This is a genomic window from Aureimonas sp. SK2 (genome assembly GCF_029813115.1).
Classification (GTDB): Bacteria; Pseudomonadota; Alphaproteobacteria; order Rhizobiales; family Rhizobiaceae; genus Aureimonas.
Genome location: NZ_JAPZDS010000005.1, coordinates 66,384 through 86,789, shown reverse-complemented (window position 1 = coordinate 86,789; position 20,406 = coordinate 66,384). Strand labels below are relative to the sequence as shown.

Genomic DNA, 20,406 nt, shown 5'->3' with positions numbered 1-20,406 from the left:
GTCAGGCGCCGGGGCCGGCCTTCCAGATGTGGCTTGCATATTCGCGGATGGAGCGGTCGGACGAGAACCAGGACATGCGCGCCGTGTTGCGGGCGGCGATCCGGTTCCAGGCGGCGCGGTCCTTCCAGAGGACGTCGAGCTGGCGCTGCGTGTCCCAGTAGGCGCGGAAGTCGGCCGCGATCATCCACCAGTCGCGGTCGCGGATGGAGTTCATCAGATTGGCGTAGCGGCCGGGATCGTCCTGGCAGAAGACGCCGGACGAGATGGAATCGATCGCCGAGCGCAGGAGCGGTTGGCTGTTGATCACGGCCTGACCGCCGTGCCCTTCGGCGCGCATGCGGGCGACCTCGTCGGCCTTCAGGCCGAAGATGAAGATGTTGTCCTCGCCGATATGCTCCAGCATCTCGACGTTCGCGCCGTCCAGCGTGCCGATGGTGAGCGCGCCGTTGAGGGCGAACTTCATGTTGCCGGTGCCCGACGCCTCGAGGCCGGCCGTGGAGATCTGCTCCGACAGGTCGGCCGCCGGCATGATGATCTCGGCGAGGCTGACGTTGTAGTTCGGGATGAAGACGACCTTCAGGAGCCCGCGCACGGTCGGGTCGGAGTTGACGACCCGCGCGACGTCGCCGGCGAGATGGATGATCTCCTTGGCCTGGACATAGGAGGGCGCCGCCTTGCCGGCGAAGATCTTGACCCGCGGCGTCCAGTCGAGATGGGGCAGCGAGCGGATCTGCTCGTAGAGCGCCACCGTCTCCAGGATGTTGAGAAGCTGGCGTTTGTACTCGTGGATGCGCTTGACCTGGATGTCGAACATGGCACCGGGATCGAGGTTGATCGCCAGCCGCTCCTGCACCAGCGTCGCCAGCCGCTCCTTGTTCTGGCGCTTGACGGCCGCGAAGCGCTCCTGGAACGCGGCGTCGTCGGCATGCGCGTCGAGCTCCGCGATCTTCTCGATATCGTCGCGGAAGCCGTTGCCGATCGTCTCCTCGATCAGCTGGGACAGGCCGGGATTGGCCTGGTGCAGCCAGCGGCGCGGGGTCACGCCGTTGGTCTTGTTCTCGATGCGGGTCGGGTAGAGCTTGTGCAGATCGTGGAACACGGTCTGCTTCATCAGCTCGGTGTGGAGCGCCGAGACGCCGTTCACCGCATGGCTGCCGACGAAGGCGAGCTGGCCCATGCGCACGCGCCGCCCGTTGCCCTCGTCGATCAGCGAGATCGCCGAGATGGTGCGGTCGTCGAAGCCCTGGCCCTGCGTGGCCTCGCGCAGCACGCCGGCGTTGATCTGGTAGATGATCTGCATCTGGCGCGGCAGCAGCCGCTCGAAGAGATGGATCGGCCAGGTCTCCAGCGCTTCCGGAAGGAGCGTGTGGTTGGTGTAGGAGAAGGTGGCCCGCGTGATCGTCCAGGCCTCTTCCCATTCCAGGCCGTGGACGTCGACCAGAAGGCGCATCAGCTCGGCGACCGACACGGCCGGGTGCGTGTCGTTGAGCTGGATCGCGACCTTGTCGGCGAGGTTGGTGAGGTCCTCGTACTGGGCGAGATGGCGGCGGATGATGTCCTGCAGAGAGGCCGAGGAGAAGAAGAACTCCTGGCGCAGCCGCAGTTCCTGGCCGGCCTGATGCGAATCGGCGGGATAGAGGACGCGGGTGATCGCCTCCGCCTTGTTGGATTCGAGCAGCGCGCCGATGTGGTCGCCCGCGTTGAAGGCGTCGAGCAGGATCGGGTCGAGCGACTGCGCGCTCCATAGGCGCAGCGTGTTGATGTGCTGGCCGCGCCAGCCGACGGCCGGCGTGTCGTAGGCGACGGCGAGGACGCGCTCGGCCGGGCGCCAGACGGAGCGGGTGCGCCCGCCCTCCTCGATCGTGGTGACCTTGCCGCCGAAGCCGATCTCGTAGGAACTCTCGCGCCGCTCGAACTCCCAGGGGTTGCCGTGCTTCAGCCAGGTCTCGGGCAGCTCGACCTGCGCGCCGTCCACGATCTCCTGGCGGAAGAACCCGTGGACGTAGCGGATGCCGTAGCCGTAGCCCGGCACGCCGGTGGAGGCCATGGACTCCATGAAGCAGGCGGCCAGCCGCCCGAGGCCGCCGTTGCCGAGCGCCGCGTCCGGCTCCAGGAGCTCCACGAGGTCGAGCTCGACCCCGTAGCGCGCGAGGGCCTCGCGGATCGGGTCGGTGAGGCCGAGATTGGAGATCGCGTCGCGCAGGAGGCGGCCGATCAGGAACTCCATCGACAGGTAGCAGACCCGCTTGGCCTGGCGGTTGTAGGTGTCGATCGTCGATTCGAACCAGTTGTCGATGATGCGGTCGCGCACCACCAGCGTCGTCGCCTCCAGCCAGTCGTGGAGGCGCGCCGCGCCGGTGGTCTTGCCGATCGAGTAGGTCAGCTTCTCCACGATTTCCTTAGCGATCGTGTCGGCGTCGTTGAGCCGGGGCTGCGACTTGTCGCCGGCTTCGATGGGCGCCTGTCGGGTGGCGAGGCTGGATGGCGTCATGGCGGGTCTCAGGTCCTCAGGGATGCGATGGCGGACACGAGGCCCGCGGTGGAGGAATCTCGGCCTTGCGTGGAGGCTTCGCCGCGAACCACGGGCAGGAGGCCGGTGGCCAGCTCCTTGCCGAGTTCGACGCCCCATTGGTCGAAGGCATTGATTCCGAAAAGCTGCGCCTCGACGAAGACGCGGTGCTCGTAGAGCGCGACGAGCCGGCCGAAGGCGAAAGGGGTGAGTTGCTTGTAGAGGATGGTGATCGACGGCCGGTCGCCGGAGAACTCGCGGTGCGGGGCGATGCGCTCGGCCTCGTCAGCCGGGCGGCCGGCGTCGAGAAGCTGTTGCCTGGCCTCCTCCAGCGTGCGGCCCTTCATCAGGGCTTCCGACTGGGCGAGGCAGTTGGCCAGAAGCAGGTCCTGGTGGACGCGCATGTCCGGGCTCGTCTCGTGCGACATGGCGCCGACGATGAACTCGACCGGGATGATGTCGGTGCCCTGGTGGAGAAGCTGGAAGAACGCGTGCTGGCCGTTGGTGCCGGGCTCGCCCCAGACGACCGGACCCGTCGCGGTTTCCACCCGCCGCCCGTCGAGGCCGACATGCTTGCCGTTGGATTCCATGTCCAGCTGCTGGAGATAGGCCGGCAGGCGCGCGAGGCGCTGGTCGTAGGGGATCACGGCGCGCGTGCGGTGCTTCTGCGGCACGCGGTGCCACCAGCCGACGAGGCCGAGGATCAGCGGCAGATTCTCTTCGGCCGGAGCGTCCTTGAAATGCCGGTCCATGTCGCGCGCGCCGGCCAGGAACTCGCGGAAGCGCTCCGGCCCGATCGCGATCATGAGGGGCAGGCCGATCGCCGACCAGACGGAGTAGCGCCCGCCGACCCAGTCCCAGAACCCGAAGGTGCGATCCTCGCCGATGCCGAAGGCGCCGACCTTGTCGAGCGCGGTCGAGACGGCACAGAAGTGGGCGCCGACCGCCGCTTCGCCGAGACGGCTCGCGACCCAGGCCCGCGCGGTCTGCGCGTTGGTCATGGTCTCGATCGTGGTGAAGGTCTTGGAGGCGACGATGAAGAGCGTCGTCTCGGCATCGAGGCCCTTCAGCGTGTCCGCCATGTGGGCGCCGTCGATGTTGGACACGAAATGCGCGCGCGGCCCGTCATGGTAGGGGCCGAGCGCGATGGCTGCCATCACGGGGCCGAGGTCCGAGCCGCCGATGCCGATATTGACGATATCGGTGATCGCCTTGCCCGTCGCGCCCTTGATCGTGCCACCGCGGATGCCTTCCGCAAAGCGCGACATGGCCTCCAGAACGCCCTCGACATCCCCACCAACCGCCTGGCCCTCGACGGCGAACCCGTCGTCGGGCCGGGCGCGCAGGGCGACGTGGAGAACGGCGCGGTTCTCCGTCGTGTTGATGCGTGCGCCCGCATACATCGCGTCGCGCCGCTCCAGAACGCCGACCTGGCGGGCATAGGCATGGAGAGCGGCGAGGTCGTCACCCGACAGGGCGCACTTCGACACGTCGAGAAGGAGATCGTCGTGCCGGAAGGAGAAGCGCCCGAAGCGATCGGGATCAGCGGCGAACAGGGCCTTGATGCCCGTCTGCGCCGCCGCCTCGCCCCGTGCCTTGATCTGGTCGAGAGAGATGTTCTTCGAGGTCGGGTCGGTCACGCAGCGGATCCATGGCTTCGTCGGCGAGCCGGCAGACTCGCGCAGGGGTGCCGAAGGATAGTGCGATTTACCGCAGTGCCCAACACTTTCCCGAAACGCTCCCGCCTGACCGTTCCGGCTCTCGGCCGGAGGGTGACCTTCTCAGTCGCAGAGGATTACGGAACGGTGCCGGTGCGAAGCTGGACGACCGGGTGGAGAACCTCAGGTCCTGAGGCCTGCCAGCTTCTCGATCGCGTGATCCAGCGTCTGCGACATCGGGTCGATGCCGTCGGCCCGGTTCTCCGCGTCCACGCGCCGCTTCCATTCGCCGAGGATCGAGCGCTTCTCGTGCGCGTCGAGGAAGCCGTCCTCGACCACGGCCATCGGCGAATCGAACGACGTGCCGTCATCGCGGTCGAACTTGGCGTGCTTGAGGGACTCGGTGCTCATGGTCGGAACTCCTGACAAGCCATCCTCGCGACGGGAGGATGCCTGGCAGAACGTCCGAACGGCGCGCCCGGTTGCGCCCCTCAATATTCCTTTTCGTAGAACACGCCGACCTCGCCGCCGCCATTGGCCGTCACCGCGGCGCGCGCCTTGATGTCGGCCCCGAGCTCGAGGTCGATCGACACGCGGCCGGTGGAATCGACGCCGACATAGGTGTTCTCGTTGAGATAGCGCCCGACGCCGACCGCCGCCTGTCCGTCCGCCGTGGTCCGAATGTCGATGTCGTCGACGCCGAGCTGCGAGCGCAGGTTCTCGAGGAGGCCCGTCGAGCCGCCGCCGACGCCGGACAGCTGCGCGGCGGCCGAGGCGAGCTGCGCGATCTGGAGCGGCGACAGGTCGCTCGTGCCCTGCCCGAAGATCAGGCGCGCCAGCACCTCGTCCTGCGGCAGGGCAGGGGAGGAGGTGAAGTTGAAGGCGGGATCGTTGGCGGGGCCGGTGATCGCGATATAGACCGTCACCTCGCCCGTGTCGGACGCGGCCAGAAGGTCCAGCGTCGGCACGAGGTTGCCGTCGAAGGTGAGGGTCGCGCGCTGGAAGTCGAGCCGGCGCGACAGGAGCTGGAAGCGCCCGCGCTGCAGCTCGAAGGCGCCGGCGATCCCGAGATTGGAGACCGGCCCGGTGATCCGGATCGTGCCGCCGAGTTCGAGGTCCAGCCCGCGGCCGCGCACGAAGACCCGGTTCGGCGCGTTCAGCGTCAAGTCGAGGCGGATGCCGCCGCTTGCTCCCCCTTCGCCGCCCGACCCCTGCGGGTCGATCTCGCGGATCTGCTGGAGGACGGCCGGCGGGGTGTTGCGGCGCTTGAGGTCGATCTGCGCGACCGAACTCGGCAGATTGTCGGGAACGAGGATCGCGATCTCGCGGGCGTCGACCGTGCCGGCGAGAAGGGCGTCGCCCGTCAGGGGACCGGTGAGGGTCAGCCCCGCGTCGAGGCGCACGGTGACGAGTTCGCCGTCGGCATAGCGACCGTCCGCCACCTGGATGCGCAGATCGGCCGGGAAGCCGGGGGTCAGGCCGATCGTGCCGGCGACGCTCACCGTCCCGCCGGCGCCAAGCTGGGCGGTGACGCTGGTCAGCGTCGCCGTCTGGCCGTTCAAGGCGACCTGGGCGTTGATGTTGTTGAGCGCGAGGTTGGCGCCCGTATCGACGAAGGACGCGCCCTGCGTCGAGATCGTGCCGGTCACGTTGGGCGCTGCGGCCGAGCCCTGGACCCGCGCATCGACCGCGACGGTTCCCTGCACCGAGCGCCCGCCTTCGGCGAGGATGCGGTTGGCGAGCGACAGCGGTGCCGTGCCGTTCAGTGCGAGGTCAAAGGTCGGCGTGCCGGAGACGCCGACCGAACCGTTTGCGGTGAAGGCGAGGCCAGAACCCGACAGCGAGCTGTCCACGCTCACGCGGTTGTCGGCGAAGGCGCCGCGCGCGGCGATGTCGAGCGGACCGACGCCGGCCTCGCGCGTCTGCGTGACGGAGAAGCCGGAGAGGCGCAGGTCGTAGTCCGCGCGCGGGGCGGAGAGGGTGCCCGTGGCGCGCGCCGTGCCGTTCAGGGTGCCCTGCGGGTCGATGCCGCTGGCCGCTGCGGCCGCCAGCGAAGCCGGAACGTTGTCGAAGGTGACGTTGAGGTCGAGCCGCTGGCCGACCGTACCGTTCGCCGTCACCGAACCGGTGCCGAGTTCGACGCGCGCCGTCTGGAGCTGGACGCTGCCGTTCGCGAAGGTGCCGGCGGCGGTGGCGTCGATCGCGGGCGCGCCGGCGGCGCGCGTCTGCGCCACCGAGACGTCGGTGGCCTGGAGGTCGAACGTCGCGTTCGGCGCCTGGAGCGTCCCCGTTGCGGCGAGGTTGCCGGACAGGGTGCCGCGCGCGTCGAGGCTCGGCTGGACGGCATTGGCCAGCGCCACGGGAAGGCGGTCGAGGACGAGGCGGAGGTCGAGGGCGCGCCCGGCGGTGCCGGTCAGCTCCAGCGAGCCCGTGCCGGTGTCCACGCGCGCCCTGTCGAAGCGGGCGGTGCCTTGCTCATAGGCTCCGGCGACATCCAGCGTCACGGTCTCGACGCCGGCCTGGCGCAAGGGCGCGGCAGAGAGATTGTTGCCGGCCAGCTCGAAGGTCGCTTGGGGATCGGCGATGGAGCCGGTCGCCGTCGCGCGCCCGTTGAGCACGCCGCGTGCGTCGAGGCCTGGCCGGAGGCCGTTGGCGAGCGCCAGCGGAAGGTCGACCACCTGGAGCTGGAGGTCCAGCGCGCGGCCGACCGATCCCGTCGCCTCGATCCGGCCCGTGCCGGCGGTGAGGAGCGCACGGTCGAGCTGCGCCGTGCCGCCGCGGTAGAGGCCGGCGAGATCGAGCGAGACCGGCTCGACGCCCGCTCGGCGGATCTCCGTCGCGGTGATGCCGCGCCCGGCGAGGTCGAAGGTCACGGCCGGGTTTTCCAGCGATCCCGTGGCCTGGGCCGTGCCGTTGATCGTACCCTCGGCGCCGAGACCGTCCACGAACCCGTTGGCGAGCGCGACGGGCAGATCGGTGATGTTGAGGTCCAGATCGAGCGACCGGCCGACCGTGCCGGTGGCCTCCACCGAGCCGGTTCCGAGATCGACGCGGGCGGCGCTCAACGTCGCCGTTCCGTCGCGATACTGGCCGGCGAGCGTGGCGTCGATCGCGTCGAGATTGGCGGCGCGTGTCTGCGATGTCGCGATGGCGTCGGCGCTGAGATCGAAGTCGAGGTCTGGCGCGGCGGCGAGACCGCCGACCGCCACGGTTCCGCTGGCACTGCCCGACGCATCGAGGCCGGCGACGAAGGGGTTCGCGATGGCGAGCGGAAAGCGGTCGAGCGCCAGATCGAGGTCGAGTTGGTCGCCCGCCGAGCCCGACAGGGTGAGCGAGCCCGGCCCAGCGTTGAGGCGAATTTCGCTCAGGGTCGTGCGCAGGCTTCCGAGCGTGACGGTGGCGGGAGCGGCCAGCGAAAGGGGCGCATCCGGAATCGCGGCGTCCAGCCGGCGCAGCTCGATCACCGTGCCGGCCTGCGTGAAGGCGAGGTCGCCGGACAGCTCGGTCGGCACGTCGTTGATTCGAGCCGAGGCGTTCAGCGCCGTGGCGTCGTTGATCTCCTCCAGCGTAGCGTCCAGCCGCTCGACGGTGAGGCCGCCGCTGGCGAAGGAGGCGGCGGCCACTGTGCCGGCGGCGCGGGGCGCGGCCAGGTAGTCGGTCGCGCGCAACTGGATGCGGGCGCCGCGAAGCGCCGTCTCGCTGCCATCGCGCGTGAGGGTCAGCGCGTTGCTGGTGAGGTCGAGATCGGCGACTGGCGTGCCGCCGTTGCCCACGGCCAGCCCGATCGTGCCCGAGAGGTCGCCCGAGCCGTCCTGGCCGGCGAGCGAGAGGAGCGTCGTCGCGTCGGCGATGGCGAGGTTCAGCGCGCCCGTCGCGCGGTTCTCGCCGTCCAGCGCCACGGCGCCCTCGATCCGGTTCTCGCCCTGGCGCAGGAGAAGGTTGTTCAGGCGCCGGACGTCGCCTTCGGTCGCGAGGTCCGCCGAGAGCGCCAGCGGCGCACCGTCGAACGTGCCGTTCAGCGCCACCGTGCCGCTCGGAGCTTGCGGCGCAAAGGTGCCCTGGATGCGGGCCTGGAGGTCGGTGAGCTGGCGGCCGACGACTTCGAGGTTGGAGGCTGTTGCCGTGAGGTCGATCGCGGGCGCGCTCGTCGTGCCCGATGCGCGGAGGTCGAACTGCGCTTGGCCGTTCAGGGCGGAGTCGGCGATCGCGGCCTGGTTGAGCTGGCCGGTGATGGCGGCCGCGATCTCCTCGCCGGTGAGGCTCGCCGAGCCCGACAGGTCCAGCGCGTCGCCGTCGACGCGCAGGTTGTCGACTCCGAACGAGCCGTCCGCAGCGCGGCGCACGTCTCCCGCGATCGCGACGCGCTCGCCGACATAGGGAACCGCGTCGGCCGACAGGGCGGCCGTCTCGAAGTCGCTGTCGATGCGGAGCTGGAAGGTGGAGAAGTTCAGCGCCGCGCTGCCCGAAAGGGCGAGGTTGGCCGCGCCCGTCGTCAGCCGCGCCGTGTTGAAGGCAAGACCCTCGGCCGTCAGCGCGCCGTCGGCGTCGAGCGCGATCGGGCCTTCGAGGACCCGCGTCGCGATGCCGTCCGGCACGGAAGCGGACTGCGCGTCGAGGTCGACCACGACGGGGCCGACGAGATTGTTGAGGTCGAAGCCGGTGCTCGACGCGTTCAGCGTCACCGCGTTGGCGACGTAGTCCTCGAAGCCGGCGGTCCGGGCCGCGGCCGCGATCCGGAGCGCTGCGGCGGACAGGCTGCCCTGCAGGCTGGCGTCGATCGACGAGATTTCGAGGGCCGTGCGCGCGCCCTGCGATCCGAAGGCGAGCGGCACGGGGTTGGCGGCGTCCGTGCGCAACGCGACCGTCAAGTCGTTGCCCGCCCCCGTCCGATCGAAGGTGCCGGTGGCCGAAAGGTCGAGCGGGCCGGACTGGAGGCGGCCGGCGTCGATGCCGATCACGCCGTCGGGCCGCAGCAGGACATTGGCGGCAAGCGCTAGGTTCTCGCCGACGACGCCCTGATAGGCGAGGGGCACGAAGGGAGCGGACAGGGCAGTGAGATCGACGCCGATGCGCCGGCCCTCGGCCCCGTTCTGCACGGTGGCGCGGAGCGTCGCGGCGCGCTCGGAGCCGAGATCGAGCGTGCCGTCGGCGGCGAAGTCGTCGAACGGACCCGTGCCGTTGACCGAAAGGCGCACGGGCGGCGTGCCCGGCAGCTTGAGAAGACCCGCCACGATGCCGCCCGCCGGCTCGCTGGCATTGATCGCGATCTCCAGGCGGTTGGCCGAGGGCTGGAAACCCACTTTCAGCGCGATGTCGCCGCCCTGGTCGAGGCGGCGGATCGTGGCGGCGGCGTCGAGTTGGGTCGGGTCGGGCTGGAGGTTGAGCGTGGCGTCGGCCGCCAGGCGCGCGGGAATGCCCGCGACGGCCTCGCCGAGCACGAACTCGGCGATGGAGATGCGGTTGATCCGCGCGGTGATGGACGGGAGGGAGAAGGGCTCGGTGCTCTCTTCCGTCGTCGGCGGGGCCGCGCGCGGCAGGCGGTCCATGACGATCTGCCCGGCGGTGAGGTTCTCGACCTCGACCGTCTTGCGCACCAGGGCGAGCGGCGACCAGTCGAGCGCGAGATCGCGCAAGGTCAGCCAGACGCCGTCGCGGTCGGAGACGGTCACCTCCTCGATCCGCACCTCGCCGCTGAAGGCTCCGCTGAGACCCTGAATCTTGACCTGCCGGTCCTCCGTCGACAGGAGGCTCTCGAGCTGCCCGGCCAGGAACTGGGCATGCGCCGGCTGGGCGGCCAGGAGCGTGGCCGCCACCAGGGCCGCGAGGCGCAGCTTGAGGAGGAGGGCGGAAAGGAGGCGCATCGCGATCATTCAGAAGGCCTGTCCGATGCCGGCATAGATCTGGAAGGATCCGTCGCGCGGGCCGGGATCCAGCGGGATGCCGACATCGACGCGGATCGGGCCGAAGCCCGTGAGGTAGCGAGCGCCGACGCCCGCGCCGATCTTCAGGTTTCCGAAATCGGGCGCGAAGTCGTCGCCGACCGTCCCGGCATCCACGAAGGGCACGATCTGGATCTTGTCGGTGACGTTGAAGCGCAGCTCGGCCGAGGCCTCGAACACCGACAGGCCGCCGGTCGGCGTGTTGACGAAGTCCGGGTCCGTGCCGGGAAAGGCGATCGGCGGATAATAGGGGCCGATCGACTGGAACACGTAGCCGCGCACCGAGCCGCCGCCGCCCGCGAAGAAACGGCGGTCGGTCGGCACGTCCTGAAGGTCCGCCCCTGCGATCACGCCGTAGCCGACGCGGCCGGCGATGATGAAGCGATCCCGTTCGTCGAGCGACAGGTAGGCCGACACGTCGCCGCGCGCCTTGATGAAGGGTGTGCCGTCCTCGAACTCGTAGGTCGGCTCGGCATAGAGCCTGGCGAGGAAGCCTTCCGTCGGGTTCAGCTCGTTGTCGCGCCCGTCATAGGTGTAGGTCACGGGCAGGGAGGCGAGAAGGAACTCGTCCTCGCCGAGATAGGTGCCGATCGTCTCGTATTCGGCGAGCAGGCTGACGGCGACGGTCTGGCGGCTGTCGATCCGGTACTCGACGCCGTTGCTGACGGCGATCGATTCCCGGTCGTAGGCGAGCGGCTGTTCGCGAAGGCCCGTGATCGAGCCGATATAGACCGAGTCCGGGCCGAGCACGCCGGGCTTCCGGAACACGGCGGAGGCCTTGTAGTCGAACCCGTCCGTCTCGCGGCCCGTGTCCGACAGCGTGTTGGCGCCGATGCGCGAGACCGAACCCTCGATGCGCAGGGATTCGGCCCGGCCGAACAGGTTGCGATGCTCCCAGTAGGCGTTGGCGCCCGCGCCTTCCGTGTTGGAGAAGGTAGCGCCCGCGCCGAAGACGCGGCGGGGGCGCTCGGCCACCGTCACCTGGATCGGCAGCGTGCCGTCGGGCGCCTGGGCGTCCGCCTCGCGGATCGTCGCAGTGGAGAAGACGTTGAGCTTGCGCAGGCGCTCGCGGGCCTTTTCGAGCGCCTCCGGCGAATAGGTCTCGCCCGGCCGGATGCCGGTCATGAAGGCGATGAAGCCGGGGTTCATCCGCTCGTTGCCGGTGACGAAGGTCTGGCCGAAGGGGATGGTCTCGCCGGGCGACAGGGTGATGGCGATGTCGATCCGGTCGGTGGCCGAATCCGCCACGACGTCGCGCTTCGTCACGGCCACGAAGGGGCGGCCCTCGTTGCGAAGGTCCTGGACGATGCGGTTCTCGATCTGGAGGATGCGCACCGAATCGGCCGAGGAGCCGGGCGTCAGCTCGTAGCGCGCGGGATCGATGGGCACGCCGTTGGCGTCGATGCGCACGGTGCCGATCTGGAACAGGGGACCCGGCGTGACGTCGATCGTCACCGGAACGGGGCGCGAGGTGTCGAAGGTGGCGTCGGGCTCGAGGGTCGCGATGTCCCGGCCCTCGATGCGGATCGTCACCAGGCCGTCGTAGCGGGAATTCTCGTAGAGCGCGCCGACGAGACGGCGTCGGTCGTTCTTCGCCTTGGCGAGGAGGCCGAGCGAGCCGGAGACGGGCTCGTCCTCGTCGGCCTTGAGCGAGGAGGCGGCCTCCATCGCATCCTGCAGATCGTCCTCGTCGGGCGAGACGTTGATCGTCACCTCGTAGCGGACGGGATCGGGCAGTTCGGCGGCGGCCTCTTCCGCCTCGGAGGGGCCGAACAGGTTGAACGGGTCGAGGAAGCCGAGATCGAGCGCGCGGGCGGACGGCGCGCCGAGCGTCAGCGCGAAGGCGAGGGCCAGCGGGGCGGTGACCGCCATCGGGCGGGCGAGGCGCTTCAATCCAGAAATCAACGCGGATGCTCTCTCGCCTCAAGCGGTCTTTTCGGGTTCGAAGACGATGGCGGTTCCGCGGCCGGCGGCCCGATCGGCAGCCCGTTCCCCCGTGATGAACCCGTGCCCGCCGTCCCCGAGCGACAAGGGTTCAAAATGCCGGACCGGGCCCAAATAACAACCGCTTGGTGAGCCCCGCGCAAGATTCGCACGAGGTTTTGTGGGAGTTGGGCCACAGTTGTTTTCCCGGCGCCCCGGTTGTCCGAGGCGAGTCCCGCGACCATGCGTCGCGCACGATGGGATCGGCCTTCCGACGGTGTGGAGCTCCGGGCCTGGAACCGTTCCAGAATTCGCTTGCGGCCCGGCTGTCCGCCGTTGCAGTCTCGTCTCGTCCGACACGAGAACGCGGCGGCGCCGGGAGCGCCTCACCAAGCTGCGCGGCGGGCGGCGCCTCGATGGGCGCGTGGGCAGGGTCGTCTCGGGAGGACGCGTATGACCGAAGTCTCCATGGTGGTGAACGGACGCAGGAAGACGGGCGCGGTCGAGGACCGGACGCTGCTCGTCCAGTTCCTGCGCGAGGACCTCGGCCTCACCGGAACCCATGTCGGGTGCGACACGTCGCAGTGCGGCGCCTGCGTGGTGCATGTGGACGGGCGGGCGGTGAAGTCCTGCTCGATCCCGGCCGTGCAGGCCTCGGGCTCCGAGGTCACCACGATCGAAGGCATCGCCGGGGCCGAGGATCTGCATCCCGTGCAGGCGGCCTTTCGCGAGCATCACGGGCTCCAGTGCGGCTACTGCACGCCGGGCATGATCATGACGGCGACCGACATGATCCGCCGCCACGGCACTTCGCTCGACGAGAAGACGGTGCGCGACGAGCTCGACGGCAATATCTGCCGCTGCACCGGCTACCACAACATCGTCAAGGCGATCCTGGCGGCTGCGGAAGCGATGGGCGCCTCCGCCGAGCCGCAGCGCCTGGCTGCCGAGTAAGGCCGTCCCGGCGCGTCGGGAGCGCGCCGGTCCAACCAGTTTCGATCTCGGGAGGATCACATGGGTGTCGAGGGCATCGGCGCGCGCGTCCTGCGCAAGGAAGACCGCCGCTTCATCACCGGTCGCGGCCGCTACACGGACGACATGGTCGTCCCCGGCATGAAGTTCGCCGCCTTCGTCCGCTCGCCGCACGCGCATGCGAGGATCCGGGGCATCGACGCCTCGGCCGCGCGCGAGATGCCGGGCGTCATCGACGTGCTCGACGGCGAGCAGCTCACGGGCGACGGCATCGGCAATCTCATCTGCGGCTGGGCCGTCACCTCCAAGGACGGCACAGGCATGAAGATGGGCGCCTGGCCGGCGCTCGCCGTCGGCACGGTCCGGCACGTGGGGCAGGCCGTCGCCGTCGTGGTGGCCGAGACCCGTCTGCAGGCGCGCGACGCCGCGGAAGCCGTCGAGGTCGACTACGAGCTGCTCGACGCCGTGGTGGACGGCGCCAAGGCGCTCGAAGCGGGGGCGCCGCAGCTCCACCCGGAGGCGGAAGGCAATCTCTGCTTCGACTGGGAACTCGGCGACAAGGCCGCGACGGAGGCCGCCTTTGCCCGAGCCGCGCATGTGACGCGCCTCGACATCGTCAACAACCGCCTCGTGCCCAACGCGATGGAGCCGCGCGCGGCGCTGGGCGTCTACGATCCGGCCGACGACCACTACACGGTCTGGACGACCTCGCAGAACCCGCATGTCGCCCGCCTCGTCATGAGCGCCTTCTACAACGTCGCGCCCGAGCACAAGCTGCGCGTCATCGCGCCCGATGTCGGCGGCGGCTTCGGCTCCAAGATCTACATCTACCCGGAGGAGATCGTCTGCCTCTGGGCCTCCAAGCGCACGGGCGTTCCCGTGAAGTGGACCTCGGACCGCTCGGAGGCCTTCCTCACGGACGCGCACGGGCGCGACCATCAGACCAAGGCGGAACTCGCGACCGACGAGAACGGCAAGATCATCGCGCTCCGGGTCGACACGATCGCCAACCTCGGCGCCTACATGTCGCTCTTCTCCTCGGCGACGCCGACCTACCTTTACGCGACGCTCCTGTCCGGCCAGTACGATATCCCCGCCATCTACGCCAACGTGAAGGCGGTCTACACCAACACGGTGCCGGTGGACGCCTATCGCGGCGCCGGGCGGCCGGAGGCGACCTATGTGGTGGAGCGCCTCGTCGAGACGGCGGCTCGCGAGCTCGGGCAGTCGCCGGCCGAGTTCCGGCGGAAGAACTTCATCACGTCCTTCCCGCACCAGACGCCCGTGATCATGAACTACGACACGGGCGACTTCTCCGCCTCGCTCGACGCGGGCATGAAGGCCGCCGACGTCGCGGGCTTCGAGGCCCGGCGCGAGAAGGCCAAGGCGGAGGGCAAGCTCCGGGGCCTCGGCATGAGCTGCTATATCGAAGCCTGCGGCATCGCGCCGTCCAAGGCCGTCGGCTCGCTCGGCGCGGGCGTCGGCTTGTGGGAATCGGCCGAGGTGCGGGTGAACCCGGTCGGCACGATCGAGATCCTCACCGGCTCGCACAGCCACGGCCAGGGCCACGAGACGACCTTCGCCCAGCTCGTCTCCCAGCGCCTCGGCCTGCCGGTGGACAACGTCCAGGTGATTCACGGCGACACCGACAAGGTCCAGTTCGGCATGGGCACCTACGGCTCGCGCTCGGGCGCGGTCGGCATGAGCGCCATCGCCAAGGCGCTCGACAAGGTGGAGGCCAAGGCCAAGAAGATCGCGGCGCACCTCCTGGAGGCCGCCGACGAGGACATCGTGATCGAGGGCGGCGAGGTGAAGGTCGCGGGCACCGACCGCAAGCTCGCCTGGCACGAGGTCGCGCTCGGCGCCTATACCGGCCACAACCTGCCGGACGGCATGGAGCCGGGCCTCAAGGAGGGTGCGTTCTACGACCCGCAGAACTTCACCTTCCCGGCCGGCTGCTACATCTGCGAGGTCGAGGTGGACCCCGAGACCGGCAAGACCGAGATCGTCCAGTTCGTCGCGGCCGACGACTTCGGCACCGTGGTCAACCCGATGATCGTCGAGGGCCAGGTCCATGGCGGCCTGGCGCAAGGCATCGGGCAGGCGCTCCTGGAAGGCGTCCATTACGACGACTCCGGCCAGCTCGTGACGGCCTCCTACAACGATTACGCCATGCCCCGCGCCTGGGACCTGCCGATGTTCCAGGTGCTGACCACCGAGACGCCCTGCACCACCAATCCGCTCGGCATCAAGGGCTGCGGCGAGGCGGGGGCGATCGGCTCGCCGCCGGCCGTCATCAACGCCATCACCGACGCGATCGGCAACAACGCCCTGACCATGCCGGCGACGCCGGAAAAGGTCTGGCGTGCGCTGAACGCCGTGTCGGCCAGGGCCTGAGGAGGGACGCCATGTACCAGACGCACTACAAGCGCCCGACGTCGCTCGCCGAGGCGGCCCAGCTGATCGGCGAGACCGGCGGCGAGGGCAAGTACCTGTCGGGCGGCATGACGCTGATCCCGACCATGAAGGCGCGGCTCGCCGCACCCTCTGCCCTCATCGACCTGCGCCATATCGCCGAGCTCAAGGGCATCTCGGTCGAGGGCCGGCGGGTGCGGATCGGCGGCGGGGTGACCCATGCCGAGGTCGCGGCTTCGGAGGAGATCGAGGCGGTCTGCCCGGCCTTCACGGAGCTCGCCAACCTCATCGGCGACCCGGCCGTGCGCCACATGGGCACGATCGGCGGCGTTGTCGCCAATTTCGACCCGGCGGCGGACTATCCGGCCGCGCTGCTCGCGCTCGGCGGCACGATCCACACCGACCGGCGCGAGATCGGGGCGGACGACTTCTTCCTCGGCCTCTTCGAGACCGCCCTGGAGGAGAACGAGATCGTCACCGGCGTCTCGTTCGAGGCGCCGGATGCGGCCGGCTGGGAGAAGTTCCGAAACCCGGCCTCGCGCTACGCCATGTGCGGCGTCTTCGTCGCCCGGCGCGGCGGGCAGGTGCGGGTCGCGGTGACGGGGGCGGGCTCCTCCGGCGCCTTCCGCTGGAGCGACGGCGAGGCGGCGCTGTCCGCCCGCTTCGAGCCGGAGGCGCTGGACGGCGCGTCGGTTTCGGAGGGCGAGATGATCGGCGACCTCCACGGCTCCTCGGCCTATCGCGCGGCCCTGGTCCCGGTCGTCACCAAGCGGGCGGTGCGCTCCGCCAAGGGCTGATGCCCGCCGATGGTGCCATTGAAAAGGGGGCGAGCCCATCGGACCCGCCCCCTTTTCCTTCCGACGTGTGCACCCGTCAGAGATTGCAGCGGCGCTCGTAGCCGTCGTAGCCGACATAGGTGTCGGTGCGCGGGTCGTAGGAGCGGTAGCGCGCGAGGCAGCGCTCGACATGGCTGCTGCGCGAATAGGTTCCGTAGTCGTCGTAGTAGCGGGCCTGCCGCGGCTGGCGATAGCGCGGCGGGGCGGGGATCGTGTCCTCGTAGGAGGGCGGCGCGACATAGACCGGGCGCGGCGGCGGCTCGTAGTAGCGCGGCGCCGGCGCGTAGTATTCGGGCTGCCGGGGCTGCGAAAGGGCAGAGCCCAGGAGCGCGCCCGCGGCCAGGCCCACGGCGCCGCCGAGCAGCACGTCGCCGGCATCCACGCCGCGATGGTGGCGCCGCCAGGGGTCCGCCTGGGCAGCCGGGACGGCTGCGGTCAGCGCCACGGCCGAGGTCACGAGAGCAAGAAGAGTCTTGCGCATGAAATCACTCCCATCCGGCACCGCCGGTTCGTTCGGAACGGGCACCCGCCCGCTTGTCGACGGCGATCAAGCACGAATTCACATGAACGAGAGCTGAACGTCAAAGGTTGCTGCGACGGCCGTCCGGACAGCCGAAAGGCGCCGGGGGGTGGCCGGCGCCTTCCGTCTCGTCATCCTTCTGGATCAAAGGTTGCAGTAGCGGCGCTCGCCGGCGCTGTTGGCGACATAGGTGTTGGTCGCCGGGTCATAGGTGCGGTAGCGCGCCGCACAGCGGGCGATCTGCGCGCGGCTCACGGGTGCGCTGCGATAGACCGGACCGCGATTGGCATTGGCTGCTGCGCCCACGGCCGCGCCGGCGGCGAAGCCGAAGATGGCGGCAGCGGCGGCGTCGCCGCGGTCCGGTCACGGTAGTTCTCGCGGTACCAGCGATTGTAGCGGCGATCGTCCCAGCGCCGATAGTCGCGGCGGAAGTCGCGGCAGTCGCGCGCGCCGGGGTTGCGTGCGCAGAAGCGCTCCACGAAGCGCTGGCGCTCGCGGAGACTCTGGGCCTCGGCCTGCGGCGCCGAGAAGGTGACGACGCCGGTGGCCAGCACCGCGGCAGCCATGAAGGACTGGAACAGCTTGCGCATGAAGGGCTTCTCCCAAAAAGGCGGAGTAACGCCGCGGCTGACGGCCGGGACGCGGACCGCAGGAACCGGCAACCTCGTGTCCGGTTCCATCCATGGTCCGTAAGGTGGACTGCGCAACCTGAACCCCGACTGAACGGGTGCGGCACTTGGGCGCCGGGATCGCCCGCCGGTGGATAAGCGCGCCCTGCGCATGGTCCGAACGAAGCGGGAACACTATATGTCTGATATGAGCAAACCGACCCTGATGCAGAAGCTGGCGATCCTCTCCGACGCCGCCAAGTACGATGCCTCCTGCGCTTCCAGCGGGACATCGAAGCGGGACTCGACGAAGACGAAGGGCATCGGCTCCACCGAAGGTTCCGGGATCTGCCACGCCTATGCGCCGGACGGGCGGTGCATCTCGCTGCTCAAGATCCTGATGACCAATTTCTGCATCTACGACTGCGTCTACTGCGTGAACCGCTCCTCCTCGAACGTGGCGCGCGCCCGCTTCTCGGTGGAGGAGGTCGTGAAGCTGACGATGGAGTTCTACAAGCGGAACTACATCGAGGGTCTGTTCCTCTCCTCCGGCATCATCCGCAACTCCGACTACACGATGGAGGAGATGGTTCGCATCGCTAGGCTGCTGCGGATGGAGGAGAACTTCGCGGGTTACATCCACCTCAAGACCATTCCCGACGCCTCGCCGAAGCTGATCGAGGAGGCCGGGCTCTTTGCCGACCGCCTGTCGATCAACATCGAGCTGCCGACGGACATCGCGCTGGAAGCGCTGGCGCCCGAAAAGAAGCCGCGCGACATCAAGCGTTCGATGGGCCATCTCCGCCTCAAGATCGACGAGCACAAGGGTGAGGCGAAGGACCGCGCCAAGCCGGCGAAGTTCGCGCCGGGCGGCCAGTCCACGCAGATGATCGTCGGGGCCGACGGGGCGAGCGACGACCTGATCCTCGGCCGTTCGGAAAACCTCTACGGCAACTACCGGCTGCGGCGCGTCTATTATTCGGCCTTCTCGCCGATCCCCGATTCCTCCTCGCGCCTGCCCGTGTCCAAGCCGCCGCTGATGCGCGAGCACCGGCTCTACCAGGCTGACTGGCTGATGCGCTTCTACGGCTTCGGGCGCGACGAGATCGTCTCGGGCGGCACGGACGGGATGCTGGACCTTGCGATCGACCCCAAGCTCGCCTGGGCGCTGAAGAACCGCGACCGGTTCCCGGTCGACGTCAACAAGGCCGACCGCGAGATGCTGCTCCGGGTGCCGGGCTTCGGCACCAAGGCGGTGGACCGCATCCTGTCCACCCGCCGCCACCGGTCGCTGCGCCTCGACGACGTCGCCCGCCTCTGTCACTCCGTGGAAAAGGTCCGCCCTTTCGTGCAGGCGCTGGACTGGACGCCGGGCGGGCTGACCGACCGGGAGAACCTGCGCGGGCTGGTGGCGCCCAAGGCCGAGCAGTTGAGCCTCTTCTGATGTTTCTGGCGCGCCTCGACCACCCGGCGGATTTCGACGGCTGGCGCGAGGCGGCCCGCACGGCGCTGGCGCTCGGCGTTCCGCCGGAAGGGATGGCCTTCGCGGTCGGCGAGGACCCCGTGCCGCTCTTTGCCGAACCGATCCCTGAGCGCCCCGCCGATGCCCCGCCGTTCAACGTGCCGAAAGCCTTTCCGGACGTCGCGCGCAAGCTGATCTGCCACGCCGACCCCGAACGCTTCGTCTTCGCCTATCGCCTCCTCTGGCGGTTGCAGGAGGAGAAGAAGCTCCTGGAGATCGTCTCCGACCCGGACACGCGCCGCGCCGTCGAGATGCAGAAGGCGGTCTATCGCGACAGCCACAAGATGAAGGCCTTCGTGCGCTTTCGCGAGATCGAGGACGCCGAGGGCCAGCGCCAGTACATCGCCTGGTTCGAGCCCTTCCATCACGTCGTCGAACTCACCGCCCCCTTCTTCATGCGCCGCTTTCCCGGCATGATCTGGAGCATCCTGACGCCCAAGCGCTCCGTCCATTGGGACGGCGTCGAGATGGTGTTCGCACCGGGCGCCGACCCGAGCCAGAAGCCCGCCGACGACGACATGGAGGCGCTTTGGCTCACCTATTACGCCTCGATCTTCAACCCCGCGCGGCTGAAGGTGAAGGCGATGCAGGCCGAGATGCCGAAGAAATACTGGCACAACCTGCCCGAAGCCACGCTGATCGAGCCCTTGATCCGGGGCGCGGAGGCGGCGCAGCGCCGCATGATCGAAACCCAGCCGACGCTTCCGAGTTTCCGCCACGAGAAACAGGCGGAGCGCAACGACATGGCACGCGCGGCATCGACGGTCCCGGTCTTCAACGGCTTCAACAAGCCGCCCGAGGACATCGAGGAGGCGCGCGAACAGGCGCGGCACTGCAAGGCCTGCCCGCTCTGGGAGCCCGCCACCCAGACCGTCTTCGGCAAGGGGCCGGCTGACGCGCCCGTGATCTTCGTCGGCGAGCAGCCGGGCGACCAGGAGGATCTGGCTGGCGAACCCTTCGTCGGCCCCGCCGGCAAGGTCTTCGACGAGGCGCTGGCGGCCGCCGGCATCGACCGGAGCCAGGCCTACGTCACCAATGCCGTGAAGCACTTCAAGTTCGAGCCGCGCGGCAAGCGCCGCATCCACGCCAAGCCCAACATGGGCGAGGTCAAGGTCTGCCGCTGGTGGCTGGAGCAGGAGCGGGAACTCATCAAGCCGAAGCTGATCGTGGCGCTCGGCGCCACCGCCGCCGCCTCGGTGCTCGGCAAGACCGTCACCATCCGCGACACCCGCTCCAGGCTCATCGACCTACCGGGCGGCGACACCAAGCTCCTTGTCACCGTCCACCCCGCCTACATCCTGCGCCTGCCCGACCCGGACGCCCAGGCCCGCGAGCGCGAAGCCTTCCACGCCGACATGGACCGCGCCAAGGCCTACGTGCCCGAGATCGCGCTGGGGTGAGGGCGCGGGCAGTGGAAGCAGGGGCGCTGCCCCTGCACCCCGCCAGGGAAATGATTTCCCTGGACCCTCCTCATTCGAGGAGTGTCCAAGATCCAGGAGGGCCG

Annotated in this window: 13 protein-coding genes; 5 read left to right on the top strand and 8 right to left on the bottom strand. The window is 69.4% G+C overall.

The window, feature by feature from the left end; all coding sequences use genetic code 11:
* Position 1: 1 nt before the first annotated feature.
* The 5 genes from O5O54_RS08140 to O5O54_RS08120 all read right to left on the bottom strand — a co-directional run bounded on the left by O5O54_RS08140 (position 2) and on the right by O5O54_RS08120 (position 12,011).
* Positions 2 to 2,491, bottom strand: a complete 2,490-nt coding sequence (locus O5O54_RS08140) for a glycogen/starch/alpha-glucan phosphorylase (protein WP_279480530.1) — start codon at positions 2,489 to 2,491, stop codon at positions 2 to 4.
* An 8-nt stretch (positions 2,492 to 2,499) separates the two neighbouring features.
* A complete protein-coding gene (pgi, locus tag O5O54_RS08135; protein WP_407061672.1) occupies positions 2,500 to 4,149 on the bottom strand; it encodes a glucose-6-phosphate isomerase in 1,650 nt (549 codons plus the stop codon).
* Between the two features lie 201 nt (positions 4,150 to 4,350).
* A complete protein-coding gene (locus O5O54_RS08130) occupies positions 4,351 to 4,578 on the bottom strand; it encodes a hypothetical protein (protein ID WP_279480528.1) in 228 nt (75 codons plus the stop codon).
* Positions 4,579 to 4,658: 80 nt separating this feature from the next.
* Positions 4,659 to 10,037: a translocation/assembly module TamB domain-containing protein gene (locus tag O5O54_RS08125; RefSeq protein WP_279480526.1), complete on the bottom strand. Its 5,379-nt coding sequence runs from the start codon at positions 10,035 to 10,037 to the stop codon at positions 4,659 to 4,661.
* Entirely contained in the window at positions 10,038 to 12,011 is a 1,974-nt protein-coding gene (locus O5O54_RS08120) for an autotransporter assembly complex protein TamA (RefSeq protein WP_279480524.1), read from the bottom strand. It lies immediately after the preceding gene.
* A 471-nt stretch (positions 12,012 to 12,482) separates the two neighbouring features.
* Between O5O54_RS08120 and O5O54_RS08115 the strand changes: the two genes are divergently transcribed.
* Genes O5O54_RS08115 through O5O54_RS08105 form a run of 3 tightly spaced genes read left to right on the top strand, consistent with a single transcriptional unit; the run spans position 12,483 to position 16,213 of the window.
* On the top strand, positions 12,483 to 12,983 hold the full coding sequence (locus tag O5O54_RS08115) for a (2Fe-2S)-binding protein (RefSeq protein ID WP_279480522.1): 501 nt from the start codon (positions 12,483 to 12,485) through the stop codon (positions 12,981 to 12,983).
* Positions 12,984 to 13,043: 60 nt separating this feature from the next.
* A complete protein-coding gene (locus tag O5O54_RS08110; RefSeq protein WP_279480520.1) occupies positions 13,044 to 15,398 on the top strand; it encodes a xanthine dehydrogenase family protein molybdopterin-binding subunit in 2,355 nt (784 codons plus the stop codon).
* Between the two features lie 11 nt (positions 15,399 to 15,409).
* Complete coding sequence (locus O5O54_RS08105) at positions 15,410 to 16,213, top strand: xanthine dehydrogenase family protein subunit M (RefSeq protein WP_279480518.1); 804 nt, start codon at positions 15,410 to 15,412, stop codon at positions 16,211 to 16,213.
* Positions 16,214 to 16,289: 76 nt separating this feature from the next.
* Here O5O54_RS08105 and O5O54_RS08100 read toward each other — a convergent pair whose 3' ends face one another.
* The 3 genes from O5O54_RS08100 to O5O54_RS08090 all read right to left on the bottom strand — a co-directional run bounded on the left by O5O54_RS08100 (position 16,290) and on the right by O5O54_RS08090 (position 17,362).
* Positions 16,290 to 16,733 carry a BA14K family protein gene (locus tag O5O54_RS08100; protein WP_279480517.1) on the bottom strand — a complete coding sequence of 148 codons (444 nt, stop codon included), beginning with the start codon at positions 16,731 to 16,733 and terminating at the stop codon, positions 16,290 to 16,292.
* Between the two features lie 183 nt (positions 16,734 to 16,916).
* Positions 16,917 to 17,027, bottom strand: a complete 111-nt coding sequence (locus O5O54_RS08095; RefSeq protein ID WP_279480515.1) for a BA14K family protein — start codon at positions 17,025 to 17,027, stop codon at positions 16,917 to 16,919.
* The gene (locus O5O54_RS08090; protein WP_279480514.1) at positions 17,024 to 17,362 is read right to left on the bottom strand and encodes a hypothetical protein; all 339 of its coding nucleotides are present in this window, start codon (positions 17,360 to 17,362) and stop codon (positions 17,024 to 17,026) included. The genes O5O54_RS08095 and O5O54_RS08090 overlap by 4 nt, the downstream gene beginning before the upstream one ends.
* 226 nt (positions 17,363 to 17,588) lie before the next feature.
* On the opposite strand from O5O54_RS08090, the gene O5O54_RS08085 reads away from it, so the two are divergent.
* Together O5O54_RS08085 and O5O54_RS08080 are read left to right on the top strand one after the other, a co-directional pair.
* Positions 17,589 to 18,824, top strand: coding sequence for a putative DNA modification/repair radical SAM protein (locus O5O54_RS08085; RefSeq protein WP_279480788.1), 1,236 nt, complete (start codon positions 17,589 to 17,591; stop codon positions 18,822 to 18,824).
* Positions 18,824 to 20,302: a UdgX family uracil-DNA binding protein gene (locus O5O54_RS08080; RefSeq protein WP_279480513.1), complete on the top strand. Its 1,479-nt coding sequence runs from the start codon at positions 18,824 to 18,826 to the stop codon at positions 20,300 to 20,302. The genes O5O54_RS08085 and O5O54_RS08080 overlap by 1 nt, the downstream gene beginning before the upstream one ends.
* Positions 20,303 to 20,406 lie beyond the last annotated feature (104 nt).

Excerpts from the sequence above, each read along its gene's own strand:
- O5O54_RS08100 (WP_279480517.1), bottom strand. The coding sequence starts at position 16,733 with ATGCGCAAGACTCTTCTTGCTCTCGTGACCTCGGCCGTGGCGCTGACC.
- O5O54_RS08130 (WP_279480528.1), bottom strand. The coding sequence starts at position 4,578 with ATGAGCACCGAGTCCCTCAAGCACGCCAAGTTCGACCGCGATGACGGC.
- O5O54_RS08080 (WP_279480513.1), top strand. The coding sequence starts at position 18,824 with ATGTTTCTGGCGCGCCTCGACCACCCGGCGGATTTCGACGGCTGGCGC.
- O5O54_RS08085 (WP_279480788.1), top strand. The coding sequence starts at position 17,589 with ATGAGCAAACCGACCCTGATGCAGAAGCTGGCGATCCTCTCCGACGCC.
- O5O54_RS08125 (WP_279480526.1), bottom strand. The coding sequence starts at position 10,037 with ATGATCGCGATGCGCCTCCTTTCCGCCCTCCTCCTCAAGCTGCGCCTC.
- O5O54_RS08105 (WP_279480518.1), top strand. The coding sequence starts at position 15,410 with ATGTACCAGACGCACTACAAGCGCCCGACGTCGCTCGCCGAGGCGGCC.
- O5O54_RS08090 (WP_279480514.1), bottom strand. The coding sequence starts at position 17,362 with ATGCGCAAGCTGTTCCAGTCCTTCATGGCTGCCGCGGTGCTGGCCACC.
- O5O54_RS08110 (WP_279480520.1), top strand. The coding sequence starts at position 13,044 with ATGGGTGTCGAGGGCATCGGCGCGCGCGTCCTGCGCAAGGAAGACCGC.
- O5O54_RS08140 (WP_279480530.1), bottom strand. The coding sequence starts at position 2,491 with ATGACGCCATCCAGCCTCGCCACCCGACAGGCGCCCATCGAAGCCGGC.
- O5O54_RS08115 (WP_279480522.1), top strand. The coding sequence starts at position 12,483 with ATGACCGAAGTCTCCATGGTGGTGAACGGACGCAGGAAGACGGGCGCG.